Genomic DNA, 17,061 nt, shown 5'->3' with positions numbered 1-17,061 from the left:
ACATGGGTTGAGGCCATATTTGACTAGTTTTTCAGCCTGCTGCCGCAGTCCACCTGCGCATTCAGCGCCGTGCCGTGCAGGCCGGGGCTGCTGTCAGTTACCTTGCAACCCGATGCCTTCTCGATGGCTTTGACCAAGGCGACACTTTGTTGGGCAGAACTCGGTCGACCGGCGGGCGGCGAGGCGGTCCAGGTGCTGGCGGTGATCTGCTCGACCTGGTAGTTCAGTCCGTTGAGTTCGACCTTTTGCGCGGCGCTGCCTTGCACTTCACGCATGCCACCGCAAGCCGATAACAAAGCGGCGATGAGCGCAGCTGTCAGGCCTGCGGCCAATAGCATATCGCCTTCCGGCCTCGGGTGCGCGTTCAGACGACCCCCGGCAGGCTCAGGGAAGCTTTGGGTTGCGGCACCATCGGCGGCGTGTCAGGTGTTCTCGATTGCGGGCAGCCGGTGAGAAAGACCACGGCAAGCAGCAAAGGCAGTGCGGGAAAAACGTATTTCATGGCGGGCTCCCGGGGGATAACAAAAATCTTGATCGAAATCCGGTTGCAATAAATGCACCGGAGATGGATGGACGATACGCACAGGCTGGCGCGGCAGCAGGCGGCAACCGGGCCGCGCTGGTGTCGGCGTGCAGCGCGTGTGCGTGTGATGGCGCGCCTACAAGCCACGGGATCAGGATGTGCGGGAACGCGGCGCCCTGACGGGTTGGACACCGGGTTTGAAGTCCATGGCCTGCATGGCCGAAGACAGCGTGGCCCGCAAGTTCTCGTAGGCTGACCACGGCGAGTTACCCGTGGACAGCCGCTCGCCGATGTTGCGCACATCCCAATGCGCCGCGTTTTTCAATTTGCCAAGCTCCTCCCAGGCCATCGGCATTGACACGCCCATGCCGGGCCGGGCACGCACCGACCATGCGCAGACGGTGGTGGCGCCGAAACCGTTGCGGAGGTAGTCCGGGAAGATCTTGCCGACCCGGTTGCGCGGCCCGCTTTTGGCGACAAACCGCTCCGGGATCACGCGGGCCAGGTGTTGCACGATGGCCTGCGAAAAGCCCTTGACCGTGTCCCAGCCATGTAAAGGCTTGAGCGGCACCACCACATGCAGGCCCTTGCCGCCGCTGGTTTTCAGGAAGCAGGGCAGACCCAGCTCTTTCAGGAAGGCCTGCACCAGTTGCGCCGCCTCCTGCACCTGGCACCAGGCGACGCCTTCACCGGGGTCAAGGTCGAAGATCATGCGGTCAGGCTTGTCGATTGCCTTCGTCGTGGCGTTCCATGTGTGGAACTCCATCACGTTGAGTTGGGTGGCGGCCAGCAGGGTTTCCGCGGAAGCGATCTCAAGCAACGGATCATGGCCGGGGTCGAACTTCGGATCAAGCAGCTTGATGCCGGGAATACTCGTGGCCTCAGCGTGTTTTTGGAAAAATTGTTCGCCGGCGATGCCATCGGGCGCCCGCACCAGGGACACCGGTCTGGCCTTCAGATGCGGCAGGATCAGCGGCGCCACGCGCGCGTAGTGTTCAATCAAATCCAGCTTGGTGAAGCCGGTTCCAGGATCAATCACGCGTTCCGGATGGGTGATACGCAGCTTGCCGGTGCCGACCGGCGGCAAGGCAGGCACGACCTTTTTAGGCACGGCTTTTTTCGCCGCTACTTTTTTTGCAATGGCGGGCCTTTTCGATGCCATGACTTTCTCCACGGGTAGGGCTGATTCACGCACGACCTTGCGTGCCGGCTTGTCGCTGCGCAGGCCCTGGAACACCGCATGCCGGATGTAGCCGGCGTGGGTCCACTGCGCAAAAACCACCTCGGCCACCAGCTTGGGCCGGACCCAGTGGCCCTTCACCGAGGAAGGCAAGCCGATAAATGCCGGTCGGGGTGTAGCCAGCGGCTTCAGGACTGCCATCAGGCTGTGCAGAGTTTTTTCATCAAAACCTGTGCCCACATTGCCGACATGTTTGAGTTCGCCCTTGTCGTTGTAGACGCCGAGCATCAGCGCGCCCAGGCCGGTGCGCGAACCCTGGGGTTCGGTGTAGCCGCCAATCACCAATTCCTGGCGCAACTGGGTCTTGACCTTGATCCAGTCGGTGGAACGGCGCGAGACGTAAGTGGACGATGCGCGTTTGCCGATCACGCCTTCCAGCCCAAGAAGGCGTGTCGAATCGAGCAGATCTTGTGCGCCGCTGTCGAAAGTTTCGCTGAACCGCACATGATCCAGCCCGGCGCCACTGACCAGGCCGCGCAGCAGCTTGCGGCGCTCGACAAGCGGCACCTGGCGCAGGTCGTGACCCGCATAAAACGGCATGTCGAACAGGTAATAAACAATGGGTGCCGTGCTGGCGCTGTCGAAGGCATTTTGTAACGCGCTGAAGTCGGGGATACCTTCCTTGCCGTTCACGACGATCTCGCCGTCCAGCCAGCCCGAGCGCAGGCCCAGTTGCGCCAGCGTTTTCACCAGGGCCGGAAGTTTGGCCGACCAGTTGTGACCGTTGCGCGTAAAACACTGAATGGACTTGCCGTCGATACGCGTCATCAGGCGGTAGCCGTCGAACTTGATTTCATACACCCAGTCGTCGTCATCTTCTGGCAGCGCCGTGACCAGGGTCGCGAGCTCGGGCCCCAGCGTCTGCGGAAGCGCGGCCTTGACCGCGTCCGGCGGCAATCGGCGTCGGGTGGTTTTGGCGGCAGGTAAGGCCGTCGTTTTTCTGGTTGCGGCGCTTTTGTCGGCCATTGTTTTTCTGGGCGAAAGTGGCTTGCCGGTGAGCACGCTGTCGGGCAGGGCTTCCAGCACGTCGTAGTCGGCAGCGGCCTGCGCTTCGTCGTCGTTCTCCTTGATCAGCAGCCACGGCGGCTGGCGCTCGTCGGCCTTGCCGTGCATGCGCACCAGCGTCCAGTGTCCCTTGAGCTTGGCACCTTGCAGTTCGAACTTGAGCTTGCCGCTTTTTATGGCTTTGGAGGGATCGCCGAGCGGCAGCCAATGGCCGTGGTCCCAGACGATGACGTTGCCCGCGCCGTATTGCTTTTCCGGGATGTGGCCCTCAAAATGCGCATAAGAGATCGGATGGTCTTCGACCTGCACGGCCATGCGTTTGAGCTTCGGGTCCAGGCTGGGGCCTTTGGGCACGGCCCAGCTTTTCAAAGTGCCGTCGAGTTCGAGCCGGAGGTCATAGTGCATATGGCTGGCATCGTGTTTCTGGACCACAAAACGCAGGGTCTTCGAGCGTCGACCGCCAGCAACAGGCTCCGGTGTGCGGCGGAAGTCCCGCTTGCTGCGGTAACCTTCCAGCAGGTCGGCAATCGCCATGGTGTCTCGGGCGGTGCCGGCTTCAGGCCGCCTTGCGACGCGCCGGGACGGCTTTTGCAGCAGGTTTGCGCGTGGCTTTGGCCACCACCTTTTTGGCGGGCGTTTTGGCCGCCGGGTCGTCCGCCTTGGCTGCACCGCCCTTGTTGCGCAGGCTGCGCTGCAGCAACTCGGTCAGGTCGATGATCTTGGCGCCGGACTGATCGGTGCTTTCCTCATCTGCTTCAGGCTGCTCAACGGTTTCGACCTTGCCTTCTTTCACCTTTTGCTGGACCAGCGCCATGATGTCGTCCTTGAAGGAGTCGCTGAACTGGTCTGGTTTCCACTTCCCGGTCATGTCGTCAACTAGTTGTTTGGCCATGGATAGCTCCTTGTCACTGAGGCCAGCGGCTTTAGAGCCTTCGGGCGGCAGGTCCAGGTCTTCCCAGGTGCGAATGTCAGCACCCCAGCGCAGCAGGTTCAGGATCAGCCCCGGACCGGATGGCACCAGAACAGCCAGATGTTGCTTGGTCTGGATCACCACGCGTGCAATGCCGACGCGCTGGGTCTTGAGCAGGGTGTCGCGCAGCAATGCGTAGACTTTCTTGCCTTTGTTGATGGGGACGACGTAATAGGGCCGCTCCAGGTAGACAAAGGGAATGTCGGTGTTGGGCACAAAACTTTCGATCTCGATGGTCTGCGTGGTTTTGGGATAGGCCGCGGCGATCTCCTCGGGGGAGAGCACCACATACTGGCCATCTTCATACTCAATGCCCTTGACAATGTTTTCCCTGGTGATTTCCTTGCCGGTTTTCTTGTTGATGCGCTTGTAACCCACTGGGTCCATGCTGCGTTTGTCCAGCCAGTCGAAGTCAACCCCGCTCTCCGTGGTGGCGGAGTGAAGTGAGACGGGAATATGCACCAGCCCGAAGCTGATGGCCCCTTTCCATAATGCGCGTGATGCCATACGCTGACTTTAAGCAAATGGCGCACTTCAAATTGTCGGTTGGCAGCCGGGGATGCCGTAGGACGAGGGCCGAGGCGCTGGCGTTTTTTCGGACTGCAGGTGCTGCTCCTTGAACAAGAGCAAGCTAATCCCGACCTTGAAGGGCAGCATGCCGCCTGTGTTCTCAAGCGCGGGTGCGCACCACAAGTGGATGTCCTACATCCGAACCGGCCGTGCGGGGCTAAGATGTCTCTTTCCTCACTTACCGGACAAGACCATGATGACCTTTCGTCAAGCCCCGCGCTCATTCCTGGCGGCTACCGCCCTTGTTGTCTTCGTTGCGGGTTGCGGCATGATGCCGGGCAAATCCAATCTGGTTACCGTTACCACGCAAATGCGCGGTGCCAATGAAGTTCCGCCCGCTGCCACCAGCGCCACCGGCCAGGTCGATGCGGTGCTGAACAAGGATACCAATATGCTCAAGTGGCAGTTGTCGTACAACGGCCTGAGTGGTCCGGCAACTGCAGGCCACTTTCATGGTCCGGCCATGGTTGGGGCCAATGCAGGCGTTTCTCTGCCTTTCACCGGTGCGGTGACCAGCCCCATGTCGGGGGAAGCCACGCTGACGGCCGCCCAGGCCGCTGACCTGCTGGCGGGCAGGTGGTATGCCAACATCCACACTGCAAAATTTCCGGGCGGCGAGATTCGCGGTCAGATGACTGTGCGTCCCTGACGCAGCGCGCCGCGTGCGCAACAAGGCCAGGCCGGGTGCCTGGCCTTTTTTATTGGCGTACAGGCCTACAACCGCCTTGCCGACCTGCTGACGCCAGCGCCGCGGCGGCAGCTTTAAGGTTAAAGCACAGGTTGCCGTCGCAGCCAGTTGCAAAGGAAGACAAATCATGAAATCAGGCAAACCGGACCCATCTGGCCTCACCACCGGCGGCTCCAAACATCCCAAACCCCTGGGGAACCAGCAAGCCCTTGCCGAGAAAGCGGCCAACAGCCAGGCCAGTGTCAAGGCCCGCGTGGAATCGCAGAACATGCCCGACAAGCCGCCGCTGCATCTTCAAAACCAGCCCAATAGCTCAGGCAGGAAGTAAGGCGTTCTCAGCTTTCACGTTGTGGCCTGAAATCGGGCCATCAAAAACGGACTTCCCATGTCAAACAATTTGATATCGCTGGTGGCGTCCCTGGTGCTGGCTGTGACTGCCTCGGCAGCGCTGGCCCAGCCGGTGGCGATCGAAGAGCAACTGCTGGCTCGCGGTGCCGTGCCTGACATGACGCCGCAGCAGCGCTACCGCACTGCCATCAATGAGGCGGGCGGTGGCTACAAGGTCTACCAGGAAGAATGCGCGGCCATGGCTTTGGCCGAGCGAACGGTCTGCCGGCGCGATGCCAAGGCCCTCTACGACCGCGACATGGCGGCTGCGCGCGCGATTTTGCGGGCCCGCTAAAGCGCTTCCGGCCGGTTGGCCGACATCTGCCGCACCTTCTCGCGCGCGTCGTCGCCTTCAGGGACGGGCTCTCCGCTGTCGCGCCACTCTACGGCGGCCTTGAAACCTTCAGTTTGCGCATAGCGGCGAAACCACAGGCCCTCCGGGTTGTGCCGGGTGATGCCGTCAAACACGGTGGCCATCATCTGTGTCTGCTCCAGCCCCATGGTCAGCATGACCTGATTCACCACCATCTTGTGCATGGCCAGGTGTGAGCGCGGCACGCCGGCAATACGTAACGCAAGGTTCAAGGTGGCGGCTTCCAGTTGGTCGATCGGCACACTTTCATTGGCCAGGCCCCAGTCGGCGGCCTTTTTCCCGTCGATGGTATCGCCGGTGAACATGAGTTGTTTGGCACGCGTGGCACCCAGGCGGTAGGTCCACATCGCCGTTGTTGGACAACCCCAGACGCGGGTTGGCATGTAGCCGATGCGCGCGTCGTCGGCCATCACCAGCAGGTCGCAGCACAGCGCAATGTCGCTGCCGCCGGCCGCCGCGTAGCCGTGCACCTTGGCAATCGTCGGCTTGGGGCTGCGCCACAGGCTCATGAAGTCTTCGGTGTTGCGTTTCATATAGGCGTAGTCCACCATCGGGTCCCAGGGAAACTTCTCCTGCTGGCAGGGGTGGTCGATGTTGCCTTCCCCGAAGTGGTTGAGGTCGTAGCCGCCGCAAAAGCCTTTGCCCGCGCCTTCGACGATGATCACATGCACCTCGTCTTCGGCGGCCGCCCAGTCGATGGCGGCACGAATCTCGCGCGGCATCGCATCGTTGATGGCGTTGAGCCGCTCGGGGCGGTTGAGCAGCAGGCGGGCGATGCGGGGGTGAGCGGCGTCCTTGTCGATGCGCAGGGTGCTGAATTCGGGCATGTCTTGTCTCCTTGTTGTGTTGATAAACCATCATAGTCACCCGGAAAAAGATGTGGCTTCCGCTTCAATTGGTTGCGCCTGCAACCAGATGGATTTATAGTTGTGAGCGCAACCAACCGAATCCTCTTGATGGCCAACTCTGTTTCCGCTCTTCCGCCCCATGTGCCGGTGTTGATCGCTGGTGGCGGCCCGGTTGGCCTCACGCTGGCCGCGCTGCTGTCACGCCAAGGCATCGGCTGTCTGGTGGTCGAGGCCGATGAGGGTTACTGCAGCGGCAGCCGCGCCATCTGTATGTCCCGCCGGTCTCAGGAAATCCTCGGCTGGGTCGGCGCCGACAAACCGCTGGTCGGAAAGGGCTTGTCCTGGCTCGGCGGGCGCAGCTACTGGCGCGACGCCGAGGTGCTGCATTTCCGGATGCCCAGCGAGCCCAGCCAGCGTTTTGCGCCCATGGTCAACATTCAGCAGTTTTACGTCGAGGAGTTGGCCCATCGCGCCGGCGGCGCGTGTATGGATGTGCGCTGGTCCAGCCGTGTCACTGCAGTCCGGCCGATGGTGGACGGTGCCGAGGTGGACATCCAGGCGCCGGATGGATCCCACACGGTGCGTGCCGACTGGGTGGTCGCCTGCGACGGCGGGCGCAGCACGGTTCGCGAGCAACTGGGGCTGCAGTTGCGGGGGACGCAGTATGAAGGCAGATACGTGATTGTCGACATCGTGCAGAAGACCAAACGGCCGGTGGAGCGCCTGGCCTGGTTCGATCCGCCGTCGAATCCCGGCTCCACCATACTGATGCACCGCCAGCCCGACGACATCTGGCGCATCGATTACCAGATTCGAGACGACGAAGACCCGCTGGAAGCCGTCAAGCCCGAAAACGTCTTGCCGCGCGTGTCAAGCCATTTGCGCATGATTGGCGAGGACCAGCCCTGGGAGCCGCTGTGGATCTCGATCTACAACGCCAAGTGCCTGACCCTGGACTGCTACCGCCACGGCCGCGTCCTGTTTGCCGGTGATGCCGCCCACTTGGTGCCCATTTTCGGCGTGCGCGGCCTCAACTCCGGGCTCGATGACGCCGGTAACCTGGCCTGGAAGCTGGCTGCGGTGATTGAGGGCAGGGCGGATGAGGACCTGCTCGATTCGTATTCCATCGAACGTGTGCACGCGGCGCGTGAAAACATTGCTTACGGCGCCAAAAGCACCGAATTCATGGCGCCGCCCAACTTCGCCTTCAAGCTGATGCGTGAAGCGACCCTGCGTTTGGCACTCAGTGATGACAAGGTGCGCCCGCTGATTAATCCGCGCCAGTCTTCGCCCGTCCGTTATGTGGGCTCGCCCCTCAATGGGCCCCAGGCCGGCGACTGGACCAGCGAACTGGCCGCCCCAGGCGCACCGGCGCCGGAGGCCTTGCTGGCGGGGCCGGACGGGCCGCTGCATCTGACGCAATGTTTCGGCCGCGACATGTTGTGTCTGGTGTTTGCCGATGGCGCCTTGCCGGATGCGCTGCGCGCCTTGCCGCAAAAGGGCGTGGCGGTGCTGGCGATAGAGCCAGACGCCGACACCCTGGGCCAGGCGCGACAGCGTTATGGTTTGCCCGATGCCGCTGCACAAGCCCTGGTTCTGGTGCGGCCCGATGGGTATGTGATGGGCCGCTGGCGCGGCCTGGATCCTGCGCCGCTGGTGGCCGTGCTTGAACAGAAAGGATTTGCCGCATGACCGATGACGATCTGGATTGCAGTTACACGGCCCTGTGCGAGGCGCTGGCGGCCGTGGGCGAGGCGCAAGCGCCCTTGCTGCTGTCGATGCTGAGCCTGTCGCTGATGAGCCGCTTTGATCAGGCCGACCAGGTGTTGCCCCTGATCGCCAATGCGCAGAAGCAGTGCGGCGCAGGAGCTGCAGATGCCGCGTAAACCAGCTGCGCTGCCGCCGCTGGACCGTTTTTTGAGCTACCGGCTGCATCTGGTCAACAAGCTGACCGACAAGTTCAGCAGTGACGCCTATGCCGACGAGTTTGGGCTCCCCGTGGGCGAGGCGCGCTGCCTGGCGGCCATCGGCAACTTCGCGCCACTGTCCGTGGTCGAACTTGCTGCCAAGGCCAACCTCAACAAGGGCCAGGCCAGCCGCGCCGCGCAGGCGCTGACCGAGCGCGGCCTGATCAGCAAGGATGCCTGTGCATCCGATCGCCGCGGCGTGGTGCTGACGCCGACGGTTGCCGGGCGGGCGCTCTGGAACCGGGTGATGGCGCTGATCGCGCGGCGCAATGGCGAAATTTTCGGCTGTCTGTCGGCCGCGGAACGGAAGCAGTTGAGCGCAATGCTCGACCGCCTTATCCTGCACGCCAGGCGCTGATTCCCGGTTTATGCACAGATTGCAGCGCTTTCCGTTGCCATTCGGGCCCGGAACAGGCCGAAAGTACCCATTCAGGGCGTACGCGATGGCTTAAAACCTTAAAATACCGCGTTCCCCCCCCAAGCCCCTAATGAACGCCCCCATCGACGTCTCTTTTTTCGCGCGCGCCGCAAAACCGCTGACCAGTTATCGCAAGTACTGGGCAAGCCGCTTCGGCACGTCGAAATTCCTGCCCATGAGCCGGGCTGAGATGGACGCCCTGGGCTGGGGCAGTTGCGACATCATCATCGTCACCGGCGACGCCTATGTGGACCACCCAAGCTTCGGCATGGCCGTCATCGGCCGCATGCTGGAGGCCCAGGGCTTTCGCGTCGGCATCATTGCGCAGCCCGACTGGCAAAGTGCCGAGCCCTTCAAGGCCTTGGGTAAACCGAATTTGTTTTTCGGCGTGACTGCCGGCAACATGGACTCGATGATCAACCGCTACACGGCGGACCGCAAGATCCGCAGCGACGACGCCTACACGCCCGGCGACATAGGCGGCAAACGGCCGGACCGCGCCGCGCTGGTGTATTCACAGCGCTGCCGCGAGGCCTACAAAGAGGTGCCGATTGTGCTGGGCGGTATTGAAGGTTCGCTGCGCCGCATTGCGCATTACGACTACTGGTCCGACAAGGTGCGCCGCTCGGTCGTGATCGACGCCAAGTGCGACCTGCTGCTCTATGGCAACGCAGAACGCGCGATTGTCGAGATCGCGCATCGCCTGGCCGCCAAAGAACCGGTGACCAGCATGACCGACATCCGCGGCACCGCCTTCATACGTCGCAGCGGCGATGAAACCGCGCAGGGCTGGTTCGAAATCGACTCCACCAGCGTCGATGCGCCGGGCCGGGTCGAGGCGCATGTCAATCCGTATCTCATGATTTCGGAGCAGGCGAAAGAGCAGGGCGCGAGCTGTGCGCGTGAAGACGAAGCCGCCGAGGTTGCAGCGCAGGCCGAGTCGACCGGCTCGCCGGTGCTGACTCAAAAGCCGCAGGCCAACCCCGCCATCAAACCGCTGACCTTTGTCCCCAACCCCAGCTTGTCGCACATGCAGGGCAAGATCAAGGTTCCTCCACGCGACCGCTCCGTGATTCGCCTGCCGTCCTACGAGCAGGTCAAAAGTGACGCAGTGCTGTATGCCCACGCGAACCGCGTGCTGCACCTGGAAACCAACCCCGGCAACGCGCGCGCGCTGGTGCAGGCCCACGGGGAGGGAGCGACCGCGCGCGACGTCTGGATCACACCGCCGCCGATTCCGCTGACCACGGCCGAGATGGACTATGTGTTCGACCTGCCGTATGCACGTTCGCCGCATCCGTCGTATGCCGACGAGAACGGCAGCCATGATGGTGCGACCAAAATCCCGGCCTGGGAAATGATCCGCTTCAGCGTCAACATCATGCGTGGCTGTTTCGGCGGCTGCACCTTTTGCTCGATCACCGAACACGAGGGCCGCATCATCCAGAGCCGCTCGGAAGACTCGGTGATCCGCGAGATCGAAGCCATCCGCGACACCGTCAAGGGTTTCACCGGCGCGATTTCTGACCTGGGCGGACCGACCGCCAATATGTACCGCATAGGTTGCAAGTCGCCGGAGATCGAATCGGCCTGCCGCAAGCCGAGCTGTGTCTACCCCGGCATCTGCTCCAACCTGAACACCGACCACAACCCGCTGATCAAGATGTACCGCCGCGCGCGGGCGCTCAAGGGCGTGAAGAAAATTTTGATCAGCTCCGGCCTGCGTTACGACCTGGCAGTGCAAAGCCCCGAGTATGTGAAAGAACTTGTCACGCACCACGTGGGCGGCTATTTGAAGATCGCGCCTGAACATACCGAGCAGGGGCCGCTGACCAAGATGATGAAGCCCGGCATCGGCAGCTACGACAAGTTCAAGCAGATGTTCGAGAAGTATTCGCTCGAAGCCGGGAAGAAGCAGTTTTTGATTCCCTACTTCATCGCCGCCCACCCCGGCACCAGCGACGAAGACATGATGAATCTGGCGATCTGGCTCAAGAAGAACGGCTTTCGCGCCGACCAGGTGCAGACTTTTTACCCGTCACCGATGGCCACCGCCACGACGATGTACCACACCAACAAAAACCCGCTGCGCAAAATCACGCGCGACAGCGAGACGGTAGACATCGTACGCGGCGACAAACGGCGCCGCCTGCACAAGGCCTTTTTGCGATACCACGACGCCAACAACTGGCCGCTGCTGCGCGAGGCGCTGAAAGCCATGGGTCGCGCTGACCTGATCGGCAATGGCAAGCACCACCTGATCCCGACTTTCCAGCCGCTGACCGATGGCGGCTACGTGAGCGCACGCAAGAAGAACTCGACGACTGTGGCGCTCAAGCCCGTGACGCCTATCAAGGGTCGTATCCTGACCCAGCATACTGGCCTGCCGCCGCGTGACAACGGCTCTGGCAAGCCTGGCGGCAAAGCCGGGCTTCGCAAGCAACGCTGAAGCCGGCGACTGGAAGCGGCTGCAGGTCGCGCTAGCGACATCACGCGGGTTTTCACCGGCTAACGGGTTTCGCGTGATGGTGCCAAATCGGGCTATCACCGGAGAAACCCATGCTGAAGCCATTGAATCGTCGCGAATTGCTGAGCCGTGCCGGCGCCGCCGGCCTACCCTTGTGCCTGGGCGCTGCGGCGCTGCCTTTGCAAGCCCAGCAGGGCTATCCGAACAAACCGATTCGCATCGTTGTGCCCTTCAATGCAGGCGGCGCCACCGATGTGTTGACCCGCCTAATTGGTGAAAAGCTCAGCGCACGACTGTGGCAGCCTGTGATCGTCGAGAACAGGGGTGGCGCAGGTGGCATTGTGGGGACGGACACCATTGCCAAAGCCGCGCCCGACGGCTACAACTTTGTAGTCTCGCTCAACTCGTCCTTGCTGACCAACCAGTTCCTCTACGACAAACTGCCCTACCACCCGCAGCGCGACCTGACGCTGGTCTCGCAATTTGTCAATGCGCCGGTCACCCTGGTGGTGCATCCCGGCGTGAGCGCCAAAAACGGCCCCGAGTTGCTGAAATTCATGGCCGCCAACAAGGGCAAGTTGTCCTATGGTTCCTGGGGCGTGGGCTCATACGCACACCTGGCCGGCTATTCCATGAGTGAGAGCCAGAAGGCCGACATGGTTCATGTCCCCTACAAAGGGGAGGCACCCATGTTGCAGGAGCTGATAGGTGGCCAGATTCAGATGTCTTACGCCAGCGCGCTGGCCGCCAAGCCGCACATTGAGGCGGGCAAGCTCAGGCTCATCGGGGTGACGGGCCTCAAACGCATGGCCGTGCTGCCGAATGCGCCCACGCTGGCCGAGCAGGGGTTGACCGACGAGTTCTACCGCATTGCGGGCTGGATAGGCATGGCCGCGCCCGCCAAAACGCCCAAAGACATCATTGCCCGCGTGTCCAGCGAGATCCAGCGCATCTGCGTGATGCCCGATATCGTCGAAAAAATCTCCAGCATGGGTTTCACGGTAGCTGCCAGCACGCCGGAAGCGTTTGCCGCCGCCTACAAAAAGGACTACCCGGTCTGGGAGCGGCTGGTCAAAACCTCTGGTGCCCGGCTGGACTCCTGAACGGAATGCCTTCACGGCTGTCCGGGGGCGACCTTTGATCGTATTTTCAAGGAAAATCGGACTCCAGCCCTTATGCAGCAGGCGCAAACAGCTATCAAATCGATAGTAAACGCTGTCAACCCAGGCGGTCGGGTCAAGTATTACAGTGGAAGCCATGCCCCTGGACCGCACGCTGCCGCTACAGACGCCCACTTTCAAGGTAGAGCGTGTGGCGCTGCACGCTTCTTGGACGCACTGGAGCCCGAGCTGTGAGGTCGCCTCTGCACGGCTGGTGTTGCCCGTCAGCGGCGCCACCGGGTTCCGCATGGCTGGGCAGAGCGTGCTGCTCGACAGCCTGACCGCAATGAGCCTGCCGACCGGCCGTTCGAAGAAGTTCATCCATTCCTAGGGCACACAAATGCTCTCATCCCTCATCGCCATCGCGTTGCTCCACTGGGCCGTTCTTCTGGTGCCCGGGTTCAACGTGGTGCTGCTCGCACAACTTGCCGGCGGTCAAAGCCGCGCGACCGCTTTCGCCGCGGTGGGTGGCATGACCAGCGCCACACTGGCATGGGCGACGCTGGCGGTGATGGGTGTGGGTGTTGTGTTCTCGAGCCAGCCCCAGCTGCGCCAGGGGGCGCAGATCGCGGGCGGGCTGTACCTGCTTTATCTGGCCTACAAGCTATGGCGTTCGGGCACATCGGCGGCTTCCGTACCGCCGGGAACCTTGAGTTATGGGGCGGCGTTCCGGGTCGGTTTCATGACCAGTGCGCTCAATCCAAAAATCGCGCTGTTTTATGGAAGCGTGTTCGCCACAGCATTGCCGCCTTCGCCCTCGTGGCTGCATGTAGCTTGCGCCGTCGTTGTGGTGTATCTCAACTCGATCATCTGGCACACCAGCCTCGCTATCGCCTTTTCGCAAAAAGCCGTCCAGCAGGTCTATCTGCGCAACTTCGCCCGCCTGAGCAAGGTGTCGGGTGCGGTCGTCGGTGCCTTTGGCCTGCGGCTGATCGTCGGGACCCTGCAGGAGCTGCGCGCCCGCATGCCCTGAACGGCGGGCAGGCGACCTATCGTGGCGGCCTCTGCCAGCCGAGAGTTTTTGATTAAACAGGCCGCCAGGCGGCATTCCATATGCGTAAACAGCTATCAAATTAATAGCGTATGAATTGGCGCTCAGGCCGCGGGCAGGGCAGAAGCCTCGGCAAGCACGCGCTGCAGGGTCTGCAGGAGTTCGGTGTTCGAGGTCTGGGCTTTGAGCAGCACGGCAGCGAAGCGCTTGCTCTCCGCCGGCTTCAACGCCGTGGCGGAAAACACCACCACGGGAGGTGCATTGCCCAGTGCATCGAGGTCTGCCAGCACATCCCACCCCGACCCGTCACGCAAAGCCAGGTCCAGCAGCACCAGATCGAAATGCTGCTCTCGGAGCCGTGCGCGCGCCTCGCCAGGCGAAGTAGCAAACTCGAAAACGGCGAAGTCCTGCGCAATCGCGGCGGCGATGCGCTGCGTGTCGAAATCGTCCTCGATATGCAGGATGCGCGGTTTGCCCTGGACCATGAGGCCCATGGCGCGGCGCAGTGTCAGAACCATCTGGTTCTCGTCGATCGGTTTGTCCACCCAGTCTGAAATGTTCAGCGGCAGGTTGTTGCACTGGATCTGGCCTTCGCTAGCCGAGGACGAAACCACCACAATGGGCAGGTCGCGCGTGTGTGCCTGTCGGCGCAGGGTGTGGATCAGCGTGATGCCGTCCTGGTCGCGCAGCGCCAGGTCCACCGTCATTGCGGCATAAGGGCTTGTCTCCAGAAAAGCCAGTGCCGTGGCGGCGGTGTAGGCCCTGTCCACGTCAAAGCCGCCTTTGTTCAGCATCAGGCCGATCAGATGCGCAATGTCCCGGTCGTCTTCGCATACAAGAATGCGCGGACGGCCGCTGGCAGGTGCCGCCGCCTTCTTTTCCTGGCGCTCCGTCGATAGCGGCAGTTCAAAGAAAAAGATGGAGCCTGCGCCGGCTTCGCTCTCAAAACCGAGGTGGCCGCCCAGCCGTTCGACAATGGCCCGCGAAATGTTCAGACCCAGCCCGGTGCCGGCCGCCTGGCGCGTATCGGACGAGTCGGCCTGCGAGAACTTCTGGAAGATGCGCTTGCGGAACTCGTCGGGAATGCCGGGGCCGCGGTCACGTACCTCAACCCGCACGCCAAGGCCCGCCCGGGACACATGTACCTCCACCGTTTCGTTGGGCGGCGAAAACTTCATCGCATTGGACAGCAGGTTGGTCATCACCTGCGTCAGGCGGTCGCTGTCCGCAAGCACCTGCAGGGTCTCGTCAGGACAATACAGGCGCAGGCCCACGTTTTTCGTCGTGCCAAACCCTTCGTTGGCCGCCAAGGCCTGCGTCAGCAGCGGCTTCAGGGCCGTCTCCTGCAGGTCGAGCGGGATATTGCCGGACTCGATTTTTTCGATGTCCAGGATGTCGTTGATCAGGCGGATCAGGCGTTCGCAGTTGTTCTTGGCAATCTCGACCAGCGTCTTGACGGCGTCGGGCAGCTTGCCGCCAACGCCGCCCGCTATCAAACCCAGCGAGCCGCGAATTGACGTCAGCGGCGTGCGCAGCTCGTGGCTCACGGTGGAGACAAACTCGCTCTTGATGCGGTCGACGTGTTTGAGCGCGGTGACGTCGGTGGCCTGTACGTAAAAACCGACCACCTTGCCCTCGTCGGCATCCTCCCCGTACCGTGGAAAGTAATTGACAACATAGTCCCGCAGCTCACCGCGAAGGTTTTTCCGGACGCGGTCGTACGCCACCGGATATCCCGCCAGCACCTGTTCAACAGAGGGGATGTTGCTTTGGTAGACCTCCTCGCCCAGAACCTCACGCATGTGTTTGCCGTCAATCTGCGCTGCGGACAAGCCCAAGCCCTCTTCATACGCCAGGTTATGAAAGCGATAACGCTGGTCGGCATCGATGTACGATACCAGGGCAGGCATGTTGTCGGTGATGTCTCGCAGCTGTGATTCGCTGCTGCGCAGCAAGTCACTGGCACCGCGCGCGTCCTTCTCTGATCGAACCAGTTTGCGCACCAGCGGTGTGACCAGAAGATGGAGCAGCAACACGCCGGCAATCATCAAGCCCGCCAGCAGCGGCACGATATCCTTGAGCTGCGCGAAGGTGGGCAAGTACAACTCCTTTTGGTCGAGCTTGAGCACCATCCCCATGCCGGCAGGCGCCACTGGGACGTAGGCAGCCACCACCTGTTCGCCGCGGTAATCCCTGGCAGCGATAATGCCGGTGTTTCCACGCAGGGCGTGGCTCATGGGCAGGGGCCCGCCCTCGATCACACGCTCAATGCGCTTGAACGCGATGCCGGACAAGCGGCCCAGGAAGCAGTCCATGGCCTTGCCGCCATCATCAAGCGGCGCGCAGACTGCAAACTCGGCACTTTGGCCCATGGCACCCACCTCGCCAAAGACGCGGGTCAGCAAGGGCAGAGTGGCTTCGGTCATGACGGCGCCCACGCGCAGGCCTTTCGGGTCGAGGATGTCCAGGTGTGTCTGGACCGTGAAATTTTCATTCCACAGCAGGGTGGCGCGGTCCTTCTTATTCAGCAAAAGGTGTTTCTCATCGCTGGGGGAAAAACTGCCGGCGCGTGCCACTTCGCGGCCTCCTGCATCAAGAAAAGCCAAGCCCCTGAAGCCGGTGGGCAGAAACGAAGTGGCAGCCCGCTGCATGGCAAGCATGGCTGCCGGATCCTCCGGCGTGGTCGTTAACGTCTGCAGGGTTTGCACCAGGAAAGGGCGGGTGGCCACAGTGCGCGCGTCAGTCAGGGCCTGGTTGATCTGGCTTTCAAACAGGCGGGCATTGCTTTGCAGCGCCGTCTGCAGGCTACGGCTGAGAACAGACTCTGCCTGTCGCCCCATGACGACATATACCGCGATGCCCGCTGCGATACTGGTCGCTAGAAGAATAAGGCCACCCATCAGGGCGATCCGCCGGTCTTGACGCATTGAAAACAAAATTTCCTTTTAAGTTGGCGCTTCGAGTGGTGGCATTTCGGTTATCCGGCAACGCGGTCTCTGCGCGCTTCGAGTCATCTCAAGAATAGCGCCGTTTTGCTGTTTTGGGTGTGTTCCGCCGTCCGCGTTGCATGTGATATCTGGACTGGAACCGTGATCGCACGGTTTGTGGCGCCTGTGCCACCATGAGCGGATCGAAAATCAAGGCATTAAGGTTGAATTGCACGAACCGTCCTTTTCGCCTTTTCGCCTTTTCGCCTTTGGCCTTCTCTTTGTGGGTGATGCGGACCTTTTTACCGGCAGCCATGGAGAGAAATATGTTCTATCGAAAAAATGTAGGCAGCAAAGAGCGCGTGGCGCGGCTGGTGACCGGTGTATTGATGGGCGCCTGCGGACTGGCCTTCTTCGGCGCCACGCAGCTGGGCTGGTTGACGCTGGGTGCCGGGGTGATGACCTGCCCCCCATAAACCGTACCAGTCATTTTTCCAAGAAGTCCATCAACCCGGAGAATGATGGAC

Annotated in this window: 17 protein-coding genes; 11 read left to right on the top strand and 6 right to left on the bottom strand. The window is 61.8% G+C overall.

The window, feature by feature from the left end; translation table 11 throughout:
* Positions 1-23: 23 nt before the first annotated feature.
* The 4 genes from IEX16_RS15580 to ku all read right to left on the bottom strand — a co-directional run bounded on the left by IEX16_RS15580 (position 24) and on the right by ku (position 4,245).
* Positions 24-338 carry a hypothetical protein gene (locus tag IEX16_RS15580; RefSeq protein ID WP_188709408.1) on the bottom strand — a complete coding sequence of 105 codons (315 nt, stop codon included), beginning with the start codon at positions 336-338 and terminating at the stop codon, positions 24-26.
* Positions 339-364: 26 nt separating this feature from the next.
* Positions 365-502: a hypothetical protein gene (locus tag IEX16_RS15575; RefSeq protein WP_188709407.1), complete on the bottom strand. Its 138-nt coding sequence runs from the start codon at positions 500-502 to the stop codon at positions 365-367.
* 172 nt (positions 503-674) lie between these two features.
* Positions 675-3,302, bottom strand: coding sequence for a DNA ligase D (gene ligD, locus IEX16_RS15570; RefSeq protein WP_188709406.1), 2,628 nt, complete (start codon positions 3,300-3,302; stop codon positions 675-677).
* Between the two features lie 22 nt (positions 3,303-3,324).
* On the bottom strand, positions 3,325-4,245 hold the full coding sequence (gene ku, locus IEX16_RS15565) for a non-homologous end joining protein Ku (protein ID WP_188709405.1): 921 nt from the start codon (positions 4,243-4,245) through the stop codon (positions 3,325-3,327).
* Between the two features lie 256 nt (positions 4,246-4,501).
* Between ku and IEX16_RS15560 the strand changes: the two genes are divergently transcribed.
* The 3 genes from IEX16_RS15560 to IEX16_RS15550 all read left to right on the top strand — a co-directional run bounded on the left by IEX16_RS15560 (position 4,502) and on the right by IEX16_RS15550 (position 5,678).
* The gene (locus IEX16_RS15560) at positions 4,502-4,957 is read left to right on the top strand and encodes a CHRD domain-containing protein (RefSeq protein ID WP_188709404.1); all 456 of its coding nucleotides are present in this window, start codon (positions 4,502-4,504) and stop codon (positions 4,955-4,957) included.
* Between the two features lie 166 nt (positions 4,958-5,123).
* On the top strand, positions 5,124-5,324 hold the full coding sequence (locus IEX16_RS15555; protein ID WP_188709403.1) for a hypothetical protein: 201 nt from the start codon (positions 5,124-5,126) through the stop codon (positions 5,322-5,324).
* 57 nt (positions 5,325-5,381) lie between these two features.
* On the top strand, positions 5,382-5,678 hold the full coding sequence (locus IEX16_RS15550) for a hypothetical protein (protein ID WP_188709402.1): 297 nt from the start codon (positions 5,382-5,384) through the stop codon (positions 5,676-5,678).
* Here IEX16_RS15550 and IEX16_RS15545 read toward each other — a convergent pair.
* Complete coding sequence (locus IEX16_RS15545; RefSeq protein ID WP_268236618.1) at positions 5,675-6,607, bottom strand: crotonase/enoyl-CoA hydratase family protein; 933 nt, start codon at positions 6,605-6,607, stop codon at positions 5,675-5,677. The two genes, IEX16_RS15550 and IEX16_RS15545, sit on opposite strands and share 4 nt — an antisense overlap.
* 105 nt (positions 6,608-6,712) lie before the next feature.
* Here IEX16_RS15545 and IEX16_RS15540 point away from each other — a divergent pair, with 105 nt between their 5' ends.
* From IEX16_RS15540 to IEX16_RS15510, 7 genes are all read left to right on the top strand, one after another.
* Complete coding sequence (locus IEX16_RS15540; RefSeq protein ID WP_188709400.1) at positions 6,713-8,296, top strand: FAD-dependent monooxygenase; 1,584 nt, start codon at positions 6,713-6,715, stop codon at positions 8,294-8,296.
* Positions 8,293-8,490, top strand: coding sequence for a hypothetical protein (locus IEX16_RS15535; protein WP_188709399.1), 198 nt, complete (start codon positions 8,293-8,295; stop codon positions 8,488-8,490). The genes IEX16_RS15540 and IEX16_RS15535 overlap by 4 nt, the downstream gene beginning before the upstream one ends.
* Complete coding sequence (locus IEX16_RS15530; protein ID WP_188709398.1) at positions 8,480-8,929, top strand: MarR family winged helix-turn-helix transcriptional regulator; 450 nt, start codon at positions 8,480-8,482, stop codon at positions 8,927-8,929. Before IEX16_RS15535 ends, IEX16_RS15530 begins: the two co-directional genes overlap by 11 nt.
* Before the next feature lie 130 nt (positions 8,930-9,059).
* Complete coding sequence (locus IEX16_RS15525; protein WP_188709397.1) at positions 9,060-11,438, top strand: YgiQ family radical SAM protein; 2,379 nt, start codon at positions 9,060-9,062, stop codon at positions 11,436-11,438.
* Between the two features lie 110 nt (positions 11,439-11,548).
* Positions 11,549-12,559, top strand: coding sequence for a Bug family tripartite tricarboxylate transporter substrate binding protein (locus IEX16_RS15520; RefSeq protein ID WP_188709396.1), 1,011 nt, complete (start codon positions 11,549-11,551; stop codon positions 12,557-12,559).
* 154 nt (positions 12,560-12,713) lie between these two features.
* On the top strand, positions 12,714-12,947 hold the full coding sequence (locus tag IEX16_RS15515; protein WP_188709395.1) for a hypothetical protein: 234 nt from the start codon (positions 12,714-12,716) through the stop codon (positions 12,945-12,947).
* Between the two features lie 9 nt (positions 12,948-12,956).
* A complete protein-coding gene (locus IEX16_RS15510) occupies positions 12,957-13,589 on the top strand; it encodes a LysE family translocator (protein WP_188709394.1) in 633 nt (210 codons plus the stop codon).
* Positions 13,590-13,711: 122 nt separating this feature from the next.
* Here IEX16_RS15510 and IEX16_RS15505 read toward each other — a convergent pair whose 3' ends face one another.
* Positions 13,712-16,507, bottom strand: a complete 2,796-nt coding sequence (locus IEX16_RS15505; RefSeq protein ID WP_229676383.1) for an ATP-binding response regulator — start codon at positions 16,505-16,507, stop codon at positions 13,712-13,714.
* Positions 16,508-16,860: 353 nt separating this feature from the next.
* On the opposite strand from IEX16_RS15505, the gene IEX16_RS15500 reads away from it, so the two are divergent.
* The gene (locus IEX16_RS15500) at positions 16,861-17,010 is read left to right on the top strand and encodes a YgaP-like transmembrane domain (protein WP_188709392.1); all 150 of its coding nucleotides are present in this window, start codon (positions 16,861-16,863) and stop codon (positions 17,008-17,010) included.
* The last annotated feature ends 51 nt before the right edge of the window (positions 17,011-17,061 follow it).

The sequence above is a fragment of the Polaromonas eurypsychrophila genome (genome assembly GCF_014641715.1).
Lineage (GTDB): Bacteria > Pseudomonadota > Gammaproteobacteria > Burkholderiales > Burkholderiaceae_C > Polaromonas > Polaromonas eurypsychrophila.
This window is presented reverse-complemented; position numbering and strand designations above follow the sequence as displayed.

Bases quoted from the DNA above. Each gene is read 5' to 3' on its own strand.
- IEX16_RS15580 (WP_188709408.1), bottom strand. From the start codon at position 338: ATGCTATTGGCCGCAGGCCTGACAGCTGCGCTCATCGCCGCTTTGTTA.
- IEX16_RS15575 (WP_188709407.1), bottom strand. From the start codon at position 502: ATGAAATACGTTTTTCCCGCACTGCCTTTGCTGCTTGCCGTGGTCTTT.
- ligD (WP_188709406.1), bottom strand. From the start codon at position 3,302: ATGGCGATTGCCGACCTGCTGGAAGGTTACCGCAGCAAGCGGGACTTC.
- ku (WP_188709405.1), bottom strand. From the start codon at position 4,245: ATGGCATCACGCGCATTATGGAAAGGGGCCATCAGCTTCGGGCTGGTG.
- IEX16_RS15560 (WP_188709404.1), top strand. From the start codon at position 4,502: ATGATGACCTTTCGTCAAGCCCCGCGCTCATTCCTGGCGGCTACCGCC.
- IEX16_RS15555 (WP_188709403.1), top strand. From the start codon at position 5,124: ATGAAATCAGGCAAACCGGACCCATCTGGCCTCACCACCGGCGGCTCC.
- IEX16_RS15550 (WP_188709402.1), top strand. From the start codon at position 5,382: ATGTCAAACAATTTGATATCGCTGGTGGCGTCCCTGGTGCTGGCTGTG.
- IEX16_RS15540 (WP_188709400.1), top strand. From the start codon at position 6,713: ATGGCCAACTCTGTTTCCGCTCTTCCGCCCCATGTGCCGGTGTTGATC.
- IEX16_RS15535 (WP_188709399.1), top strand. From the start codon at position 8,293: ATGACCGATGACGATCTGGATTGCAGTTACACGGCCCTGTGCGAGGCG.
- IEX16_RS15530 (WP_188709398.1), top strand. From the start codon at position 8,480: ATGCCGCGTAAACCAGCTGCGCTGCCGCCGCTGGACCGTTTTTTGAGC.
- IEX16_RS15525 (WP_188709397.1), top strand. From the start codon at position 9,060: ATGAACGCCCCCATCGACGTCTCTTTTTTCGCGCGCGCCGCAAAACCG.
- IEX16_RS15520 (WP_188709396.1), top strand. From the start codon at position 11,549: ATGCTGAAGCCATTGAATCGTCGCGAATTGCTGAGCCGTGCCGGCGCC.
- IEX16_RS15515 (WP_188709395.1), top strand. From the start codon at position 12,714: ATGCCCCTGGACCGCACGCTGCCGCTACAGACGCCCACTTTCAAGGTA.
- IEX16_RS15510 (WP_188709394.1), top strand. From the start codon at position 12,957: ATGCTCTCATCCCTCATCGCCATCGCGTTGCTCCACTGGGCCGTTCTT.
- IEX16_RS15505 (WP_229676383.1), bottom strand. From the start codon at position 16,507: ATGGGTGGCCTTATTCTTCTAGCGACCAGTATCGCAGCGGGCATCGCG.
- IEX16_RS15500 (WP_188709392.1), top strand. From the start codon at position 16,861: ATGTTCTATCGAAAAAATGTAGGCAGCAAAGAGCGCGTGGCGCGGCTG.